This window comes from Flavobacterium sp. 102, from assembly GCF_003634615.1.
Lineage (GTDB): Bacteria > Bacteroidota > Bacteroidia > Flavobacteriales > Flavobacteriaceae > Flavobacterium.
In genome coordinates, this window is the sequence record NZ_RBKX01000001.1 from 2,107,266 (window position 1) to 2,125,448 (window position 18,183).

General features: G+C 36.6%; 20 protein-coding genes and 1 tRNA gene. 7 read left to right on the forward strand and 14 right to left on the reverse strand.

The features are described 5' to 3' along the window. Window position 1 precedes the first annotated feature (1 nt). The 4 genes from C8C84_RS09135 to C8C84_RS09155 form a co-directional block, all read right to left on the reverse strand. A complete protein-coding gene (locus tag C8C84_RS09135) occupies window positions 2-1,363 on the reverse strand; it encodes a methylmalonyl-CoA mutase subunit beta (RefSeq protein WP_121313267.1) in 1,362 nt (453 codons plus the stop codon). Window positions 1,364-1,372: 9 nt separating this feature from the next. After that, on the reverse strand, window positions 1,373-1,726 hold the full coding sequence (locus C8C84_RS09140; protein ID WP_121313269.1) for a septum formation initiator family protein: 354 nt from the start codon (window positions 1,724-1,726) through the stop codon (window positions 1,373-1,375). A gap of 11 nt (window positions 1,727-1,737) precedes the next feature. After that, window positions 1,738-2,346 (reverse strand): uridine kinase, encoded by a 609-nt coding sequence (gene udk, locus C8C84_RS09145; RefSeq protein ID WP_121313271.1) that lies wholly within the window; start codon window positions 2,344-2,346, stop codon window positions 1,738-1,740. Between the two features lie 406 nt (window positions 2,347-2,752). Beyond that, a tRNA-Pro gene (locus C8C84_RS09155) sits at window positions 2,753-2,830 on the reverse strand. A 140-nt stretch (window positions 2,831-2,970) separates the two neighbouring features. On the opposite strand from C8C84_RS09155, the gene trxB reads away from it, so the two are divergent. Further along, a complete protein-coding gene (trxB, locus tag C8C84_RS09160; RefSeq protein WP_121313275.1) occupies window positions 2,971-3,918 on the forward strand; it encodes a thioredoxin-disulfide reductase in 948 nt (315 codons plus the stop codon). Window positions 3,919-3,952: 34 nt separating this feature from the next. Here the strand turns inward: trxB and C8C84_RS09165 are convergent, their stop codons facing one another. Further along, window positions 3,953-4,996, reverse strand: a complete 1,044-nt coding sequence (locus C8C84_RS09165) for a M28 family peptidase (RefSeq protein ID WP_233549765.1) — start codon at window positions 4,994-4,996, stop codon at window positions 3,953-3,955. 2 nt (window positions 4,997-4,998) lie between these two features. Further along, on the reverse strand, window positions 4,999-6,099 hold the full coding sequence (locus C8C84_RS09170) for a DUF3667 domain-containing protein (RefSeq protein ID WP_121315019.1): 1,101 nt from the start codon (window positions 6,097-6,099) through the stop codon (window positions 4,999-5,001). A 71-nt stretch (window positions 6,100-6,170) separates the two neighbouring features. On the opposite strand from C8C84_RS09170, the gene C8C84_RS09175 reads away from it, so the two are divergent. Further along, window positions 6,171-6,626: a DUF1801 domain-containing protein gene (locus C8C84_RS09175; RefSeq protein WP_121313277.1), complete on the forward strand. Its 456-nt coding sequence runs from the start codon at window positions 6,171-6,173 to the stop codon at window positions 6,624-6,626. 3 nt (window positions 6,627-6,629) lie between these two features. Further along, the gene (locus C8C84_RS09180) at window positions 6,630-7,127 is read left to right on the forward strand and encodes a GNAT family N-acetyltransferase (RefSeq protein WP_121313279.1); all 498 of its coding nucleotides are present in this window, start codon (window positions 6,630-6,632) and stop codon (window positions 7,125-7,127) included. Between the two features lie 33 nt (window positions 7,128-7,160). Here C8C84_RS09180 and C8C84_RS09185 read toward each other — a convergent pair whose 3' ends face one another. Next, on the reverse strand, window positions 7,161-7,700 hold the full coding sequence (locus C8C84_RS09185) for a YceI family protein (protein WP_121313281.1): 540 nt from the start codon (window positions 7,698-7,700) through the stop codon (window positions 7,161-7,163). Between the two features lie 9 nt (window positions 7,701-7,709). Further along, on the reverse strand, window positions 7,710-8,078 hold the full coding sequence (locus C8C84_RS09190; protein ID WP_121313283.1) for a hypothetical protein: 369 nt from the start codon (window positions 8,076-8,078) through the stop codon (window positions 7,710-7,712). Between the two features lie 78 nt (window positions 8,079-8,156). Between C8C84_RS09190 and C8C84_RS09195 the strand changes: the two genes are divergently transcribed. Together C8C84_RS09195 and C8C84_RS09200 are read left to right on the forward strand one after the other, a co-directional pair. Further along, window positions 8,157-8,546: a hypothetical protein gene (locus C8C84_RS09195; RefSeq protein ID WP_121313285.1), complete on the forward strand. Its 390-nt coding sequence runs from the start codon at window positions 8,157-8,159 to the stop codon at window positions 8,544-8,546. 54 nt (window positions 8,547-8,600) lie between these two features. Further along, on the forward strand, window positions 8,601-9,440 hold the full coding sequence (locus C8C84_RS09200) for a DUF5777 family beta-barrel protein (protein ID WP_121313287.1): 840 nt from the start codon (window positions 8,601-8,603) through the stop codon (window positions 9,438-9,440). A 78-nt stretch (window positions 9,441-9,518) separates the two neighbouring features. Here C8C84_RS09200 and C8C84_RS09205 read toward each other — a convergent pair whose 3' ends face one another. The 4 genes from C8C84_RS09205 to rmuC all read right to left on the reverse strand — a co-directional run bounded on the left by C8C84_RS09205 (window position 9,519) and on the right by rmuC (window position 15,108). After that, the gene (locus tag C8C84_RS09205; RefSeq protein ID WP_121313289.1) at window positions 9,519-11,972 is read right to left on the reverse strand and encodes an FG-GAP-like repeat-containing protein; all 2,454 of its coding nucleotides are present in this window, start codon (window positions 11,970-11,972) and stop codon (window positions 9,519-9,521) included. A gap of 36 nt (window positions 11,973-12,008) precedes the next feature. Further along, window positions 12,009-13,133, reverse strand: coding sequence for a hypothetical protein (locus C8C84_RS09210; protein WP_121313291.1), 1,125 nt, complete (start codon window positions 13,131-13,133; stop codon window positions 12,009-12,011). 111 nt (window positions 13,134-13,244) lie between these two features. Then, window positions 13,245-13,793 (reverse strand): acyl-CoA thioesterase, encoded by a 549-nt coding sequence (locus C8C84_RS09215; protein WP_121313293.1) that lies wholly within the window; start codon window positions 13,791-13,793, stop codon window positions 13,245-13,247. Then, window positions 13,786-15,108: a DNA recombination protein RmuC gene (gene rmuC, locus C8C84_RS09220; protein ID WP_121313295.1), complete on the reverse strand. Its 1,323-nt coding sequence runs from the start codon at window positions 15,106-15,108 to the stop codon at window positions 13,786-13,788. Before rmuC ends, C8C84_RS09215 begins: the two co-directional genes overlap by 8 nt. Before the next feature lie 85 nt (window positions 15,109-15,193). Between rmuC and C8C84_RS09225 the strand changes: the two genes are divergently transcribed. Beyond that, window positions 15,194-15,757 (forward strand): pseudouridine synthase, encoded by a 564-nt coding sequence (locus tag C8C84_RS09225; protein WP_121315020.1) that lies wholly within the window; start codon window positions 15,194-15,196, stop codon window positions 15,755-15,757. Window positions 15,758-15,841: 84 nt separating this feature from the next. Next, window positions 15,842-16,303 (forward strand): tRNA (cytidine(34)-2'-O)-methyltransferase, encoded by a 462-nt coding sequence (locus C8C84_RS09230; protein ID WP_121313297.1) that lies wholly within the window; start codon window positions 15,842-15,844, stop codon window positions 16,301-16,303. Between the two features lie 58 nt (window positions 16,304-16,361). On the opposite strand, the gene C8C84_RS09235 is transcribed toward C8C84_RS09230, so the two are convergent. Both C8C84_RS09235 and C8C84_RS09240 read right to left on the reverse strand, forming a co-directional pair. Next, window positions 16,362-17,147 (reverse strand): ABC transporter ATP-binding protein, encoded by a 786-nt coding sequence (locus tag C8C84_RS09235; RefSeq protein WP_121313299.1) that lies wholly within the window; start codon window positions 17,145-17,147, stop codon window positions 16,362-16,364. After that, the gene (locus C8C84_RS09240; protein WP_121313301.1) at window positions 17,148-18,176 is read right to left on the reverse strand and encodes an iron ABC transporter permease; all 1,029 of its coding nucleotides are present in this window, start codon (window positions 18,174-18,176) and stop codon (window positions 17,148-17,150) included. It lies immediately after the preceding gene. Window positions 18,177-18,183 lie beyond the last annotated feature (7 nt).

An 18,183-nucleotide genomic window follows, 5' to 3' on the forward strand; every position in this document is an offset into this window, starting at 1 on the left:
ATTATGCTTCTTGGGATAAACGTTCCTGTTCTAATTTCTCCGCCAAACGTTTTTCAATAATCGGGGTGATTAAAGTTTTGCGCGGATTTTGTTTTACGAATGGGTACAATTCCAAGTCGTGTTTCATTTTGTCGTTTTTGTTAGGGTATTTGTTGGTGCCCAATAAAACTTCTTTGCCACTGTCAAACAATTCCTGTTCTTTGGCAGCGCTTTCGCTGATTTTCTTTTGGATATTCCCTTCGATTAATTGGGTGATCAAACCGCCATTGGCTTCGATGTCCTTGAATAACAACAAGGCTTTTTCGGCTAATTGTTCGGTTAAGGATTCTATATAATATGCGCCATCGGCAGGGTTGTTCACTTTGTCGAAGTAACTTTCGTGTTTTAAGACTAATAGTTGGTTGCGCGCAATTCTGTCCCCAAATTCATTGTCTTTATGGTACAATGCATCGTAAGGCAAATTGGCAATGCTATTGGCGCCGCCTAAAATCGCCGACATGCCTTCGGTAGTAGTGCGAAGCATATTCACATTGTAATCGTATAACGTTTTGTTGCGTTTGGTTGGGGTAGCAAGGATATGGCAATCGAAATTGTGATTGTATTCCTTTGCTAACGTATTGAATAATAATCGCAGCGCACGCAATTTGGCGATTTCAAAAAAGTAATTGGTGCCAACGGCTACTTCAATAGTTATAGGCTGATTCAGATTTTGAATTCTATTAAAATATTCATTAACGTGTGCTAAAGTGTACGCCAATTGTTGTACCATATTAGCACCGGCATTTTGGTAAATTCCGCTACTGATATTTAAGAAAGGAGTAGTTGCTTTAGAAGCAATGGTATTCAATTTATCAAAATCTTTGTCTAAGTTTTCGAACCAATTGCCGTCTCTAACCAATTGCCCGATAGGATCTATTTGGAGGAATATACTGGCGTTGTTTTTTGTTTTGAAATCATCGACTTTATTTACGAAATCGATTGAAAGGAAAGGCAAATAAAAAAAATATTGGGTTTTGCCCAAAGGAAGATTCTCCATTAATTCTTCCACTGCAATCGAATCGTTCTCAATCGTAAAACGAATACTTTCGGCACCGCGATTTAAAGTGTCTAAAGCGCGTTCGTTTGACTTTTTGACATCGTGAACGAAAATATTTTGAAGAATCGAAAAGGCATTTTCGTTTGCAGTAATTTCAAATTTGGTTTCCGATTCATCGTTATGATAGAAAGGTTTCACTTTGATTCCTTCGGGACTTTCCCAAACTAAAGTTTCGTTATAATCGGCACCTTTGAGTTCGTATTGAATTTGTTGTTTCCATTGTTTGGAAGACACCGTTTCGAATCCATTGAATAAATTGTCAGCCATGGTTAGCAGTTATAAAGATTTTGACTTGGATTGTTCTTCTTTCAGAGAATCTTCCTCAAATTCGATGATGTAAACGTCTTCGCTGTCGCGTTTCATATAGTATTTTTCGCGGGCGTATTTTTCAATCTGGTCAGGATTTTTGAGGAGTTTGATGTTCTCTTGGTCTTTTCTGATTTCGTCCTGATAGTATTTTTTGTTGTCTTCTAATTCGTCGAGTTGTTTGTTCAACACTCGTTGTTCCATATAGGAAGTATTGTCTATAAAAAGCATCCACACGATAAAAAAACACAACACTATAACATATCGGTTTCCCAAAATTTTCAGGATAGGATAGTTATCGGTTAGGTTTTTAAAGAAGCTCATGTATGGTTTTTTTAGGTAATTCTTTGGTTGATTACGGCACGAACCACATCAATGGCAACCGTATTGTATTTATCGTTTGGAATGATGATATCGGCAAACACTTTGGTTGGTTCAATAAACTGTTGGTGCATTGGTTTTAAAGTCGTTTGGTAACGATTTAATACTTCTTCCATATCACGTCCGCGTTCGGCGATGTCTCTTTTTAGTCTTCGGATTAAACGTTCATCAGAATCGGCGTGCACAAATACTTTGACGTCAAATAAATCACGAAGTTCAGGATTGGTTAAGATTAAAATTCCTTCAACAATCATTACTTTTCTAGGATGTGTAACAATACTGTCATCGGTTCTGTTGTGCGTGATGAAGGAATACACCGGTTGCTCAATGGTTTTGCCTGCTTTTAGATCTTTTAAGTGTTGTACCAAAAGGTCAAAATCGATGGCGCGAGGATGATCAAAATTGATTAAGGCTCTTTCTTCAAAACTTAGGTTATTGTTTACCTTGTAATAAGAGTCTTGAGAAATGACCCCGACTTCCGTTTCGGGTAATTCATTCATGATTTGGTGAACTACGGTTGTTTTTCCACTTCCTGTTCCTCCGGCAATTCCGATAATCAGCATATGTTGTTGTGTTATTTTTACTGAGAACAAAAATAGAAATTATATCGGAAGAGAATTTGATTTTTTAGAGAAAAGAGAAAAGAAAATAGAGAAAGGGAAAAAGGAGTAGGAGACTTTAAGAAATTGAGTAGTTTTAGCAGGATTACCTATTCTGAGATAGAGCTCTATTACAAGTAAATCCTTTTGAATGTTCCATTCAAATTATTTTTCATTTTAATAATACCTTCAACGAGTTGAGGTATTCTCTGTGCAGGATTGGATATCCTGAGATAGGACTCTATTACAAGTAAATCCTTAAGCAGTTTTGACAAACTGCTGGTCTTTTTTATTTTAAATGAATTTTCAGGTAAACCTGAATTCATTTGAAATAAAAAATCCCTTCTGTTTTGCAACAGAAAGGATTTACTGGTCGGGGTGGCAGGATTCGAACCTGCGGCCTCCTGCTCCCAAAGCAGGCGCGATAACCGGGCTACGCTACACCCCGAAAGCGAGTGCAAATATAATGCTATTATTTATTTTTCAAAGCATAATATAAAATTATTTTTTGATAGCTTTTTATGATTTGAGGAGATTTAATTTTTCATTTTATTGAGTTACCTTTGCAAACGAAATAAAACATAAATCATGTCAGATACTATAGAAAAAATTAAATGCCTTATAATTGGTTCAGGTCCTGCGGGCTATACCGCCGCTATTTATGCCGCCAGAGCTAATATGAATCCGGTGCTTTACCAAGGAACACAACCTGGTGGACAATTAACCACCACCAATGAAGTAGAAAATTTTCCGGGTTATCCTGATGGGGTAACCGGTCCGGAAATGATGGTACAATTGCAAGAACAAGCCAAACGTTTCGGAACTGACGTTCGTGACGGTTGGGCCACCAAAGTTGATTTTTCGGGACCAATTCACAAAGTGTGGATTAACGATACCATTGAACTACACGCTGAAACGGTAATTATTTCTACCGGAGCTTCGGCTAAATATTTAGGATTGCCTTCTGAACAACATTATTTACAAACCGGTGGCGGTGTTTCTGCTTGTGCGGTTTGTGACGGGTTCTTTTACAGAAACCAAGAGGTAGTGATTGTTGGAGCCGGAGATTCGGCTTGTGAGGAAGCGCATTATTTATCAAAACTTTGTAAAAAAGTAACCATGTTGGTTAGAAGTGAGAAATTCAGAGCTTCAAAAATCATGGAAGAAAGAGTACGCAAAACAGAAAATATTACGATATTAATGAACCACGATACCGTTGAGGTGATTGGTGACGGCCAAGTGGTAAATGAAGTAAAAGCGTTGAATAAAACAACAGGTGAAGAAATTACGATTCCGGCAACCGGTTTCTTCGTAGCGATTGGTCACAAACCCAATACAGACATTTTTGCCGAATACATTACGTTGGACGAAACCGGTTACATTATCAATGTTCCGGGAACTTCTAAAACCAATGTTGCCGGTGTTTTTGTAGCCGGTGATGCTGCCGATCATGTGTATCGTCAAGCGATTACTGCAGCTGGAACAGGTTGTATGGCAGCTTTAGATGCTGAAAGATATTTGGCAGCTTTAGACTAAATTTTCAAAAAAGTCTTTTAAGACCGACTAATTGTTACTCTTTTTTGTCTACAATTAGTCGGTCTTTTCTATTGGCAATTTCCCAAGCAATAGCAAAAGCATATTGGGTGCGTTTGGTTAGTGCATCAAACTCTATTTTACTGACTTCATCTGAGGCTTTGTGGTAATCGGCATGTGTACCGTTAAAAAGGAATACTGATGGAATTCCGTTTTTGGCAAAATTGTAATGATCAGAACGATAATAAAAACGGTTGGGGTCTTTTTTATCGTTGTATTTATAGTCTAAGTCAAGTTTGGTATATTCTTTATTCACGCTTTCGCAAATGTTGTACAGGTCAGTCGATAAATAATCGGAACCAATTACATAAATATAATTGTTACTGTCTTTGTGCAAATCATCGCGGCGACCTATCATATCAATATTAACATCGGCAACCGTATTGATCAAAGGAAATAAAGGATTCTCGGCATAATAGCGCGAACCGTGTAAACCATGTTCTTCACCGGTTACATGCAAGATTAGGATAGAACGCTTTGGACCATGACCTTCGTTTTTGGCTTTTTGAAAAGCCACCGCCATTTCCATTAAAGCAACAGTTCCCGAACCGTCATCATCGGCACCGTTGTAAACTTCTCCATTTTTAACACCTACGTGGTCGTAATGGGCTGAGATCACCACAATCTCCTCTGGTTTTTCGGAACCTTCTATGAAAGCCCAAATATTCTCCGAATCGGGTAAGTTTTCATTTCGTTTTGCATTTAAAAAAACTGCGGGAACGGTTTGGTAATAATCTTTAGCGCCTTTCGGAAAAGACACGCCGTTCTTTTTATAGAAATCAATCATGAATTTTCCGGCCTTTTTTTGTCCGGCACTACCGGTTTCACGGCCTTCGGTTTCGTCGGAAGCGATATAGGTTAAATTAGTGCGTAAACTTTCGGTTGAAATAGTATTAATATATGTTCCGAGACCCAAATTAATTTTAGGTTCCGAAGTTTTTTTTACCGCTTCTTTTTGAACGTTGCAACCTATAAAGAAGGCAACAATCAATAGTGATGAGAGCATTATTTTTTTTGTCATAATTAATGAATGTTAATAAACGAATAGAAAAAAAGCCCAACTAATATAAAGGTTAGGATAATCATATTGATAAAGAACATCAAGATACCTTTGATAATTGTTTTTATCCTACTTTGCTCGTAAAAACGATGGTGCGCCGGAAAAAAATAATAAAGCATATATACAATAATGATCGTGTCAATCATATAAATGATACCGTTAGTAATCGAATTATTTCCCATCAATCCAACAAAGAAATTAAATAATTCGAGAATTAAGGAAGCCAATAACAAAAAGGAAAAATAATGTAAAGTGAAAATACCATGGTCAAAATAATACCATCTTTTTTTATCTTGAAATAGCCAAAGTACGAAGGCAAATAAAGGCATATAAATGAATAATGCTTTCGGAATATTGTGGATAAATGATTCGGTTACTTTGTCATAAACTTCTTTTTGTGTTCTCCCTTTTTTGACCATCAGGATTTTTTTATTCACCCAATATTCAAAACCATTCAGTTTTTCGTCGGCTTTGCCAAATTTTTGAATGGAATCTAAATGCTCCACAGATCGGTAACCGAAATTCATATAATCACTACCGTCAGTTGGCGCTTTTTTGTCATCAATAGTTTTTTGGAGTGTATCGGCAACTTTTTTATCGATATAGCCATTTTTTTCCATATCGGCTATCCATTTCTTTTTTTCAAGGTTGTCTTTCGCTTTGTTAATCGAATCTGCTTCAGTAACGATTATTTGCTCCATCGGCTTGGCTTGATTCTCATTGACCTTAACAGTTTCATCGCTCGGACTATCGGGAATAACAGAAAAAAGAAAGAAAGTCACAAAACTGATAAAAATGTACAGCCGAATAGGCGCAAGATATGACATTCGCTTACCTGAAAGGTATTCTTTGGTTAACGACGAAGGCTTAAACATTAGGTTCCTGATGGTTTTCCAAAAGGAGTTTTCGTAATGGGTTAGGTCTTCAAAAAAATGCACAAACAGTTGTACAAAAGTTTTACGGGTATCGGTGTTTTCCTGACCACAATTGGGACAAAATTTATTTTCAACAACGTAACGGCAATTCAAGCACGTTTTGTCTTTTCTGAGTTCGCTTTTGGACATCGCTTTGTAATAAAAATCAATACGTAAATCTATAAAATTATTTCTATTTTTGAGAAACAAAATATGTAACCATGCAATCAAAAGCGCTAACCGTGGAGGAATACATTAATGAGTTGCCTTCAGACCGAAAAGAAGTGATTCAAAAACTCCGAAAAACAATTATAGAAAATCTTCCCAAAGGCTTTGAAGAAATGATGGGTTATGGGATGATGGGTTACTCAGTTCCACATTCTATTTACCCGAATGGCTATCATTGTAATCCAAAAGATCCGTTGCCATTTATGGGTATGGCTTCGCAAAAAAACTTTGTGGCTTTTTACCATATGGGTATTTATGCGGATAAAAATTTGTACGATTGGTTTGTGGCGGAATACACTCAGCGTTGTAAATACAAACTCGATATGGGAAAAAGTTGTGTGCGTTTCAAAAAGTTTGATGACATTCCGTATGATTTAATAGCCGAATTAACCCAGAAAATTTCTGTCGAGGATTGGATTAAAACCTACGAATCTGCGTTTAAAAAATAATCAATGATAGTTATTCAAAACAATTCGGATTATAGTTTTACGGATGTTAGAGCCATTGCCCAAGAAGTTTGGCCTAAAACGTATGGTTCAATTTTGAGCCAAGCCCAACTCGATTATATGATGGACATGATGTACAGTATTGAAGCTTTGCAAAGGCAGGCGAATGAAAAACAACATCAGTTTATTGTAGCCAAAGAGAATGATATTTCAGTTGGATTTGCTTCTTATGAGTTCGATTGTAATAGAACAAAAAAGACTAAGATTCACAAAATTTATGTTTTGTCAACCCAACAAGGGAAAGGCACCGGTAAGATTTTATTGGATTTTATTGCTGATGAAGCCAAAAGACAACATAACACAGCCATTTTTTTAAATGTTAACAAATACAATTCGGCGCAACATTTTTATATGAAGTTGGGCTTTGACATTATTGAAGAAGAAGTAATCGATATTGGTAGCGGTTATGTAATGGATGATTTTGTGATGGAAAAAGAAATATAAAAAAAAATCTCCTGATGATTCAGGAGATTTTTTTTATTTAAGAGTAACATCTAAAGTTACGGCTACTTTCTTGGTGAGTTTTTTACTGACAACACTCGGAATTTCAATACCGTAATCATCAGTGTTTACAGAGAAATTAGAATCTATTTCTACACCGGCATCGGTTTTTTTAATTTTGGCGGTGACAACAATGTCTTTTGATTTACCGTGCAGTTCGAGTTTTCCTTTGATGGTATATTCTTTGGCGGTTGCGGTAAGTTTGCTCAAATCAAAGTTATCTATTTTTCCTTTAAAAGTTGATTTTGGGAATTTATCGCTTTCCACATAGTTTTCGTTGAAATGTTCTTCCATCAAAGCTACTTTAAAGCGAAATCCTTTCATCAAAGCCAAGCTGGCAATTTCTCCCGTTTCCGTATTTAAAATACAAGTAACGGCCTCGTTTTTAGCTTTTACTTCTTCAAATGCAGGTACTGAAGCTTCAAAAGTAATTTTTCCGGTTTTGGTTACCAGTTTAGTTTGGGCAAAATTTTGTGCCGTAACTAACAACAATCCATAAAACAATATTTTTTTCATAACCATAATTTATTCGATTAAACCTTGATTGGCCCATGTGGAAACTTGATCGATTACAACTTGTGGCAAACGTGTTCCACCATTAGGCATCATTCCCGGCGAACCTTGTTCTCTTGATATTCGGTTTAATAATCCTCGGTTAAGAACCGCTTGTTTAACATTCTCGTATGTTGTTAAAGACATAGGCGCTCCGTTTACCGGCGTTGCGGCATGACACATGATACAGTTGTTGTCAATTATACTTTTTACGGTATTAGTGTAAGTCACTTCATCAAGTTCGTCTATGCCTGATAAATCAGCCGATGAATCATTGCTACAACTGCTGACAAGAACTGTGCCGAGGAATAAAAAGGAAATTAAGATGGTGTTCTTTTTCATGATTTTAATTTTTTTTGAATAAATTTAATAAATAAAATGACTTAAGTTTACCTATTGATACTATAAATTAACGTTATTATGAAGAAAAAGGTTTTTATTTTAGGACTTATTTTAATTGTGGTTGGATTTGGGGTTTATAAATACATTTATCAAGACCATAGAGATATTGCAACAGAAGAAGCCAATTATTCGGCTACAGTAAAAGAAATTTTTAATGCCTTTACCGCCAATGATAGTTTGGCTAATGCCAAATATTTAGACAAAACTTTAGCTTTAAGGGGAAAGATATCTAACATTGATTTTGTCAATAAAATTATTACGGTTGATGAAAAGTTATCAGCCAGATTTACCACAGCACTTCCTGAAAATATTAAAGCTGAGGATTCAATCAATTTAAAAGGAAGATTAGTAGGTTTTGATGATTTACTGGAAGAAATTCAAATGGACCAATGTACCATAGTAGAATAGGGTTCGCCAAAGTTTAAAAAAAATTGTTGTATTTAATAAAATAGAAATTTAGTTATGAAAAAAGTACTGTTATTGTTATTGCTTCCTTTGGGAATGTTTGCCCAAGATGATTTGTTGAGTGAAATAGACACCGCAGCTGCCGGAAAAAGCAAAGTAGAATCAGCTTTCAAAGCATTGAAAATTGTCAATTTAGAATCTACTAAATTGGCTGCTAAAGGCGATTTGTATTTTATAGTGGCGCACCGATTCGGTTCTGTCAAAGACGGTTTTGAAGGTTTCTACGGATTAGATCAAGCGGTAACCCAATTGAAATTTGTTTACGGCCTAAATGATTGGTTAACGATTAGTGGTGCCAGAAGTGAAATTGCGTATGATTTTTCAGGGAAGTTCTTACTCAAATCCCAAGAGACGAATGGCTTCCCTGTGGCTATTGCCGGTTTTACCAGTTTGGCGATTAACAACACTTTAAAAGAAAGTCTTTATCCGGAAATGAAATTTGACAATCGATTGGTTTATGTGACCCAGCTTTTGGTATCCAGAAAGTTTAGTAATAGTTTGTCTTTACAATTATCTCCAACTTATTTTCATGAAAATTTTGTGATTGATGACAACCAAGATAACAGTCAGTATGCTATCGGAATGGGTGGAAGGTATAAATTTGCGAAGCGTTGGTCTGTTAATGTTGATTATGCAGCGCATTTAAACCGTTCGAGTACTTCGCAGTTTCGTGACCCGCTTTCTATCGGTGTTGATTTAGAAACCGGTGGGCATGTTTTTCAAATGCATTTCAGCAGTTCACAAGGTATGCATGAATCAGGTTTCTTAGGAAATTCAACTGGAGATTGGGGCAAAGGCGATGTGTTCTTCGGATTCAATTTGTTAAGAGTGTTTTAAACGTCAAAAAAAGTATAAATAAAAAGTCCTCTTGTTTTTGAACAAGAGGACTTTTTTTATGGATTAAAGAAAGCGTGTTTATTCTTTAACGAATTTTTGAGAATAATCTTTTCCTTGTGTGTCTCTTAACATTAAGATGTAAGTTCCGGTAGCTAAATGGTCAACAACAATGCTTTGATTTTGAACAGCACTTTCTTGTACCATTCTTCCATTTAAATCATAAATCTGTGCCAATTTAAACTCTACAGGGTTAGCAGTGTTAATTGAAATATTAATGATGCTTTTAACCGGGTTTGGATAAACGGTAAATACAGAAGTTTCAAAAGCATTGGTTGCAAGAGTTGCACCTTCTACCACTAATAATGCTTGGTTTGGAGCGACATTGTTGAAAGTATCTACAATACCTGATGGCCATCTTACGATTACTTGGTTGATTGTACTAGCAGTACCTAAACCGAAATGAGCGTTTAAAGTACTCATGTATCTGAATCCTTCTCCACTGCGAACATCTCTGATTTGTTTTCCCCATGGACCATAAATTTCAACACGAGCACCAATTCCGTTGCGGTTACTTTGTATTCCTTGGAAGTTTACTTTTAACCAATTATTACCGTTTGGCACTGCGTAACGAATAGTAGTTCCGTTTTGGAAATCAATGAAACCATCGTTATTTAAATCTCCTACAGCTCCAACACTGATTCCGCTATAGTTGACCGGAGTAAACACATTATTTCCTTGGTTGAACATGATTTTACCACCACCACCAAGAACATCCACACGACCATCATTGTCAAAATCATAAGCGATGTTATCTATGTTGGTTGAGGTATTTGTATCCCATCCTGAACCAGCAGTGATATTGGTAAAAGCTCCTATAACGCCACCGTTTGATTCAAGGTTATTTCTGAAAAATCTGTGTGTTCCTGCACTTGCAGTAATAATTACATCCATATCACCATCATTGTCAAAATCAGCTATTGCAGAGGACCACGTTTGGATTGGGGTAACATTAATTTGTGCCAAAGCTGAAACATCAGTGAAAACACCATTGCCATCATTTCTGTGCATTTCACATGGAGGCCCAGAACATTTTGAAATGAACATATCAGAATCACCATCATTATCAAAATCAGTCCATAAAGAAGCATAATTTCCACCGCTAGGCGTAATTCCTAACATATATGCACCACTTGTGCCTGATTGGTAATATTGCATGTTAGCACTACCGTCGTTAATATAGTAAACGTTTGGCGCCACATCGTGACAAGAAAAAGCATCTAAATTTCCGTCATTATTGATGTCAACAAAGTTGGTTCTTTGACAGAAAATATAATCAGATGGATTGATGTTAGTGTAAGCAGTTCCGGTATTGTTAGATCTCCAAAAAGTCAATCCACCGCCACTTCCAAGAAGTAAATCATTGTATCCGTCTTTGTTATAATCGCCGGCAGCCATACTCCAATAAGGCATATCACTTGTTCCTGTTATTGGAAAGTCAGTGGTAGTAAAAGTGCCTCCATTCCCTTGAAAATGTACTCTCATGTTATTGTCACTAACTCCTACAAGATCATCTTTGTAATCACCATTCATGTCAACAATACAATTATTGAAACCGCTGTTCAATGACGCAAGATTTTGAGTAGTATAATTTACCGGAACTATGATTGGCACCTCAGTGATTGTAAAGTTAAAACCATTGTTACTCCAACGGTTATCCCATACTATATAGTATGTTGAACCTGCTGCTACATCAAATGTTTTAGTGGATAAGTTAGAATTAGTATTGCCAAAATTACAAGTAATAACACCTGAATTATCATCACTAGTCAGACAAGTTAATCCTGAGGTGCAATTTCCTGTATAAACACTAAAGAAGGTATCTTTACAGATATTTTCAGCTAAATCAGAAGAAACAGTAACACTTGCATTCACGGTTGGTGTGTAAGAATACCACTTAGATAAAGCCGCAGAAGAACATGATGTGTTGATGTTGATTTGGTCAATTGCACTAACCGTCGTTGTACCAGCACTAACTGCTACAGCCGAATTACAAGGGTTGTATCCGGCAGGGATTTCAGATACTTGAAAGTTAAATCCCGTTGAAGCATATCGGTTATCCCATACAATATAGTAGGTAGTTCCTGCGATAGCATTGAATGTTATTTTCGAGAGATAAGAATTGTTGTTTCCCGAATTACAGGTGATTACACCGTCGTCGTCGTCAGCGTCTACACAAGTCATAACTGTACAGTTTCCGCTGTAGATTCTTAATCTGGTATCTTTACAGATGTTTTCGATCAAATCTGATGTTACGGTTACGGTGTAGTTCTGTGTCGGTGTATAAGAATACCATTCAGCTGCTGTTGTATTAGCATTTGAAAACGAACATGCTACAGTTGGTAACTGTGTTCCGTTTATTGTACTGATAATATGTGTTCCGGCAGTAATTGGCAGTGCCGTGGCACAATTGTCTTGTGCGAAAGACAAATTACCGACAAAAAGCAAAATAAAAAATAGGGTAATTTTTTTCATTATTAAAGGTTGGTTTAAATTGTTTGTTGTTTATTTTTACGGACAACTTTGTAAAGAGTTTATCCATTCTTCTATTAGTAAAATACCTTCATCATGAATTAAAGTTCGTCCGTGAAGTGGCATTCTGAATGCTTCATTGGTAGTATTCACCCGGTGAAATAACATTGATTGATCTATTTTCCCTGGTGTAACTAAATTGCTAAGATCCGGATTGAAATCCTGCATATCTTCTGTAGGAACACAAACACCCATATTGGTTAGTCCGTTAGTGCCACCGGTTTCTCCAAACGCTAAGCGTAAAGGTCTGTAATCACAATGCCCTTGCTCTTTGTGACAATGAGCACAATTGATATCAAAATAAGAACGAACTCTTGATGCCAAAGGTTTTGACGTATCGTTATAATTAATCGTTGTATTTTCTGGTGTTGGTAAAGTAAAATTGTTTTCTAAATAACCTTGCTCAATCCATTTGGTCAATTGATTTTGTGAAGTACCTCCGTAATTAAAGTTGAAATTTAAATTCTGGGGTTTAATTCCAATAGGAATGTATCGGGTTACTTCGCTACCGTTAACTTCTTCTTTGAATTTATGACATACGATACATTGTACTTCTGATGGAATTCTGTAATTAACATCTTTAGTGATGTTATTGTCGTCCTTGAAAGTAATTTGTTTGTAACTTCCTGCCAAATCTAAAGTGGCTTCAGTTTGTTCGTCATTCCAAACATAATCAGCAAAAATCCATCCGGTATCTTTTCGAATCATGATTCGGGTTTCAATGATCATTTCTGTATTTCCGGGTTGTACTTTGTCGTAATAAAAAGTTTTGATCAAAACAGAGCCTACAGGCATGTTTAGAATTTTGCCATCACCTTCAAAAGTGGCTTTGGCACCAGGCGGCATCCATACAAATCGCTTTTTATGAGCATAATCGCTAAAAAGAACGCTTGCAGGCTCATAAGGAATAACATTTAATGAAGGGATTTGGTCTTTCAAGTCGCCTTCAAAAAAATGGTAATCTGATAGCTTAGGATAAGGAACTTGAGTCAAATCAACCACAACAGGAGATACCGGAGTATATTCATCATCGTTGTCTGAACAAGAATAAAAAATCGTAACGGCTATTAGTAAAACGGAAGCTAGTAGGTAATATTTTTTCATAAGTTTTTTAAAATGCAACCCAAAAATAATAAAAAAAATATAATATCCTATCAATTACATAATTAGTATTAGGTTTTTTTAAAATTTTATAAGAATACCTTAAGTTTTGCGCTAAAACCCTGCTAATTTTACATGATAATTCTTTAGTTTTTCTATAGCAGCATCCGACTTATAATCGAAAACTTCTTCATGTAAATTTTTATCTTTTTTTAGGGCAATATGTTTAATGCAATTACAAAACCTTCTGATTTCTTCATCGTTGGATAAAATCAATCCCGGAACAGGTGTATTATTGCCATTTTCATCTTTGGCGACCATGGTAAAGTAACTCGAATTACAGTGTTTTATTGCACCTGATTGGATGTTTTCTGCTTCAACTCGGATACCAACAATCATTGAGCTTTTACCCACATAATTCACACTGGCTTTCATGGTTACGAGTTCACCAACTTCAATCGGATTCAAAAAATCAACCGTGTCGACCGAAGCCGTCACGCAATAATGACCGGAGAATTTAGAAGCACAGGCAAAAGCAATTTGATCTAGCAAAGACAAGATATAACCACCGTGAATTTTACCACTAAAATTGGTGTGTGAAGGCAACATCAATTCAGCTATCGTAATCTTGGAAGTGTCTACACTTTTATAATTCTCATTCATCTTTTTCAGCTCTGGTTAGGATATTTTCGGGTAAAGCTTTCTTGGCTTTGGCACCCATTTTTTTCAATTTTTCAACGCTGGTCACTAAGTTTCCTTTTCCGTCAACTAGCTTATTCATCGCACCTTGATACTCGACTTTGGCTTCGTCCATTTTCTTCCCGATTTTCACCAAATCGCCCACAAAACCTTCAAACTTGTCATACAAAGCTCCGGCTTGTCTTGCAATTTCCAAAGCATTTTCTTGTTGCTTTTGGTTGGTCCACATGCTGTCAATTGTGCGTAAGGTTGCCAATAGCGTAGAAGGCGTAACAATCACAATATTCTTCTCAAAAGCTTTGTTGTACAGTGAAGTATCTTCATTCAATGCCAAGGCAAACGCAGATTCAATCGGAATAAAAAGCAATACAAAGTCCGGACTTTCCATTTGGTACAAATCCTGATAATTCTTCTCACTCAATTGGTCGACATGGCGTTTCAATGCCATAACATGTTCTTTTAAATATTGAGCTTTTACAGTATCATCTTCTTCATTGATATAACGTTCATAAGCGGTCAAAGTTACTTTTGAATCGACGACCATTTTCTTGCCATCAGGCAAATTAATCACGACGTCAGGGAAAACGCGATTGCCTTCTTCGGTAGTAAAACTTTGCTGTACTTCATATTCGCGACCTTTTTCCAAGCCCGATTTTTCTAGTACTCTTTCTAAAATCAATTCGCCCCAATTGCCTTGCATTTTACTGTCGCCTTTCAAGGCTTTGGTTAGGTTCAAAGTTTCTTTGCTCATCTGCTCGTTCATTTCGCGCAAGCCTAATATTTGTTGGCGTAACGCAGCATGATAGTCGATACTTTCTTTGTGCGTGTCTTCCACTTTCTTTTCAAAAAGCTGGATTTTATCTTGTAAAGGCGTTAAAATATTTTTAAGGTTTTCTTTGTTTTGCTCGGTAAATTTCGTGGTTTTTTCCTCTAAAATTTTGTTGGCCAAATTTTCAAATTCTTTGGTAAATTTTTCCTGTAGTTTTTCAACCTCGTCTTTTTGCTCTTTGTTGCGTTCCCAAAGATTCTCAAAATCGGTTTCTTTTTTGGACAATTGAATCGCCAACGCCTCTTTTTCGGTGCGAATGTTTTCGCGCTCCTGAACCGTTTGGTTGACTTGATTTTTCAGTTGCTCAATTTGTTGAAATAAACCATTGATTTTTTCTTCCAACGAAGCTTTATCCGATTGTGATTTGGCGGCGAAAAGTGTTTTGCCCAAGAAAATTCCAATGGCTAAGGCGATGATAAAAGCAAGGATGATAAATAGAGATTCTGACATTATAAAGAATATGTTTTTTGGTAAAAATAAGGATAAAATCGAAATGGTGGAATTGAAAAATGTATTTTTGTTCCAAATAAAACCCATGCACCAACACTTCCTAATTCACAAGCCACACGGTTATTTGAGCCAATTCATTTATGCCAAAAAGCGACACAAAAAACTGCTCGGCGAACTCTATAATTTCCCCGAAGGCACCATGGCAATCGGGCGTTTGGATGAAGATTCGGAAGGGTTACTTTTATTGACTACAGATGGAATGATGAGTGAAATCGTAAGAAGCCAAACCATCGAAAAAGAATATTATGCCCAAGTTGACGGCATCATTACGCAAGAAGCGGTTGAACAATTAAAAAATGGAGTAGAAATCGGTTTTAAAGGCATTCGTTATACGACCAAAAATTGCGAAGCCAAACTCCTAAACAAGTTACCTGATTCCATAGGCGAAGGCAGGAGAATTCGAGAGGAACGTCATGGACCAACCAGTTGGGTTTCGATAACGCTAACCGAGGGCAAATTCCGTCAAGTGCGAAAAATGACTGCAGCTGTTGGATTTCCGACTTTAAGATTGGTGAGAATTCGCGTGGGAAACCTACATTTGCAAAACTTAAAAGCCGGTGAAGTTTTAGAAGTTAAAAGTTTTTTTTAGTAACCTTGTCATTCCGAGGCACGAGGAATCTCATAATCATTTGATGAGATTTCTCCTTTCGTCGAAATGACAAAAAAATAAAGTATGTTAAACATCGTTTTAGTCGAACCCGAAATCCCAAACAATACCGGAAATATTGGTCGTTTATGTGTTGGAACTGAAAACCGCTTGCATTTAATTAAGCCTTATGGTTTTGAGATTACCGATAAAAACTTAAAGCGTTCCGGTTTGGATTATTGGGTACATTTAGAAGTCAAAGAATATCCAAATGTAAACGAATGGATAGCACAAATTCCCGATAAATCAAGAGTTTTTTTGATGAGTTCTCATGCTACAAAATCGATCTACGAAGCCGAATTTCAGGAGGAAGATTGGTTGGTTTTTGGGAAAGAAAGTGTTGGTTTGAGTCAAGAAGTTTTAGCGCAATTCGAAAATCATTTGACCATTCCGATGTCGAATTTAATCCGCAGTTATAACATTGCCAATTCGGTGGCTTTTGTGGTTGGCGAAGCGAAGAGGCAATTATTAGTGCACAGTGGTCAGTAATTAGTATTCAGTTTTTGAAACTCTGCAAACTTTGCGTATAACTTTGTAAACTCTGCGGTTAGTTAATCACAAACTTTCCTTTTTCACCGTCAAAAGTGATGGAGTCGTCTTTAAAAAGGGTATTGAAAACGCCTTTTGTAATTAAGTTACAAGGCTGGTCTTGCACAACGTTTTCTTCCGTCATAACAATCATTTCATCACTTAATTGAATCGCTAAGTCGATGTCATGTGTTGAAAACAAAATGCATTTTCCGGTTTCCTGAGACAATTTTTTCAACAGTTTAAAAACCGAAACTTTGTGCAATAAATCCAAATGTGTCGTTGGTTCATCCAAAATAATCAGCGGTGTATCTTGTGCCAATGCTCGTGCAATGAGCACAATTTGCAATTGACCGTCACTGATTTCATGGTGTTTTTTGGTTACCAAATGTTTGATGTGTGTCAATTCAATAGCTTGGTTGATTTTTTCATGATCTTCAGCTGAAAGATTTCCTAACCAATTGGTATAAGGTTGTCTTCCCAAAGCGATTAATTCGAAAACAGTCAGGTTGTTTGGCGGTAATTTCTCGGTCAGTACCAAACTTAAATTTTGCGCCAATTCCAAAGCCTGAAAATCAGTAATGTTTTTTTCGCGCAAGAGCACAGCACCTTTTAAAGGCTTTTGAATGCCGGTTAACGTTCGCAATAAAGTAGATTTTCCAATGCCATTAGCTCCAACAAGTGAAATCAATTGTCCTTCAACCAAATTCAAATTTAAATTTTCGGCAATGACATGATTTTCTCTTTTGGCAGGATATCCAATGCTTAAACTGGTCGTTGATAATATGGTTTTATAGGAACTCATTTAGGTCATGCTTTTTTTTCTGACGATTAACCAAATAACCACCGGCGCACCAATAATTGAAGTAATGGCATTGATAGGTAAAGTAAAATCAAAGCCCGGCATTTGAGAAATCATATCACAAAATAACATAATAATAGCACCAATTAATATTGTGCTCCAAAATAAGGTTTTGTGATTACTGGTTTGAAAGATTAGTTTAGCTAAATGGGGAACGGCCAAGCCAACAAAAGCAATTGGACCGGCAAAAGCGGTAATACTTCCGGCTAAAATACTGGTGGCAAAAATGATGGTGTATCTGGATTTTTTTAGGTTTAAACCCATGCTTTTGGCGTAATTTTCTCCAAGCAATAAAGCGTCTAAAGCTTTTAAAGTCAGTAAACTCAATAGTAAACCCATGAATACCGATAGGCCTAATACGGTAATATTCTGCCAAGACAAATTGCCTATACTTCCCATCGACCAAAAAGTGTATTTCTGCAATTGTTCAGCCGTGCTGAAATAACTAAATACACTCACAATCGCACCGGTAAAACTGCTGAACATGAGTCCGACAATCAATATCGACATCGTATCGCGCAAGCGTTGGGAAACGATTAAAATCATTAGTAAAACCAATAAACTACCCAAACAGGAAGCCAAAATGATGCCGTATGACGATAATAAGAATTGTGAAAAAACGGCAGGCAAAAGTCCCGCACCGAGAATTACAAAAGCAACGCCCAAACTGGAACCCGAACTTAAACCCAATACATAAGGTCCGGCCAATGGATTTCTGAATAATGTTTGCATTAACAAACCACTAATCGAAAGTCCGATACCAACTAATGTTGCCGTAATTGCTTTGGGCAATCTAAAATTCATAATGATGTATTCCCAAGTTTCCTTTTCGGCTTGACCACCAAACAAGCTTCTGAAAACTTCTTTCACCGGAATTGCCACTTGACCAAAAGAAATGTTCAATAACAATGTCAATAACAATGTCAAGGATAAAAAGGTGAAGAGAAGGCTATTTTTTTTATTCGTTTTCAAATTGGTT

Bases quoted from the DNA above. Each gene is read 5' to 3' on its own strand.
- C8C84_RS09235 (WP_121313299.1), bottom strand. From the start codon at position 17,147: ATGAGTTCCTATAAAACCATATTATCAACGACCAGTTTAAGCATTGGA.
- C8C84_RS09190 (WP_121313283.1), bottom strand. From the start codon at position 8,078: ATGAAAAAGAACACCATCTTAATTTCCTTTTTATTCCTCGGCACAGTT.
- udk (WP_121313271.1), bottom strand. From the start codon at position 2,346: ATGCTGATTATCGGAATTGCCGGAGGAACAGGAAGTGGAAAAACAACC.
- C8C84_RS09205 (WP_121313289.1), bottom strand. From the start codon at position 11,972: ATGAAAAAAATTACCCTATTTTTTATTTTGCTTTTTGTCGGTAATTTG.
- C8C84_RS09195 (WP_121313285.1), top strand. From the start codon at position 8,157: ATGAAGAAAAAGGTTTTTATTTTAGGACTTATTTTAATTGTGGTTGGA.
- C8C84_RS09200 (WP_121313287.1), top strand. From the start codon at position 8,601: ATGAAAAAAGTACTGTTATTGTTATTGCTTCCTTTGGGAATGTTTGCC.
- C8C84_RS09175 (WP_121313277.1), top strand. From the start codon at position 6,171: ATGCAATCAAAAGCGCTAACCGTGGAGGAATACATTAATGAGTTGCCT.
- C8C84_RS09170 (WP_121315019.1), bottom strand. From the start codon at position 6,099: ATGTCCAAAAGCGAACTCAGAAAAGACAAAACGTGCTTGAATTGCCGT.
- C8C84_RS09225 (WP_121315020.1), top strand. From the start codon at position 15,194: ATGCACCAACACTTCCTAATTCACAAGCCACACGGTTATTTGAGCCAA.
- C8C84_RS09215 (WP_121313293.1), bottom strand. From the start codon at position 13,793: ATGAATGAGAATTATAAAAGTGTAGACACTTCCAAGATTACGATAGCT.
- C8C84_RS09210 (WP_121313291.1), bottom strand. From the start codon at position 13,133: ATGAAAAAATATTACCTACTAGCTTCCGTTTTACTAATAGCCGTTACG.
- C8C84_RS09165 (WP_233549765.1), bottom strand. From the start codon at position 4,996: ATGACAAAAAAAATAATGCTCTCATCACTATTGATTGTTGCCTTCTTT.
- C8C84_RS09185 (WP_121313281.1), bottom strand. From the start codon at position 7,700: ATGAAAAAAATATTGTTTTATGGATTGTTGTTAGTTACGGCACAAAAT.
- rmuC (WP_121313295.1), bottom strand. From the start codon at position 15,108: ATGTCAGAATCTCTATTTATCATCCTTGCTTTTATCATCGCCTTAGCC.
- C8C84_RS09140 (WP_121313269.1), bottom strand. From the start codon at position 1,726: ATGAGCTTCTTTAAAAACCTAACCGATAACTATCCTATCCTGAAAATT.
- C8C84_RS09230 (WP_121313297.1), top strand. From the start codon at position 15,842: ATGTTAAACATCGTTTTAGTCGAACCCGAAATCCCAAACAATACCGGA.
- C8C84_RS09180 (WP_121313279.1), top strand. From the start codon at position 6,630: ATGATAGTTATTCAAAACAATTCGGATTATAGTTTTACGGATGTTAGA.
- C8C84_RS09135 (WP_121313267.1), bottom strand. From the start codon at position 1,363: ATGGCTGACAATTTATTCAATGGATTCGAAACGGTGTCTTCCAAACAA.
- trxB (WP_121313275.1), top strand. From the start codon at position 2,971: ATGTCAGATACTATAGAAAAAATTAAATGCCTTATAATTGGTTCAGGT.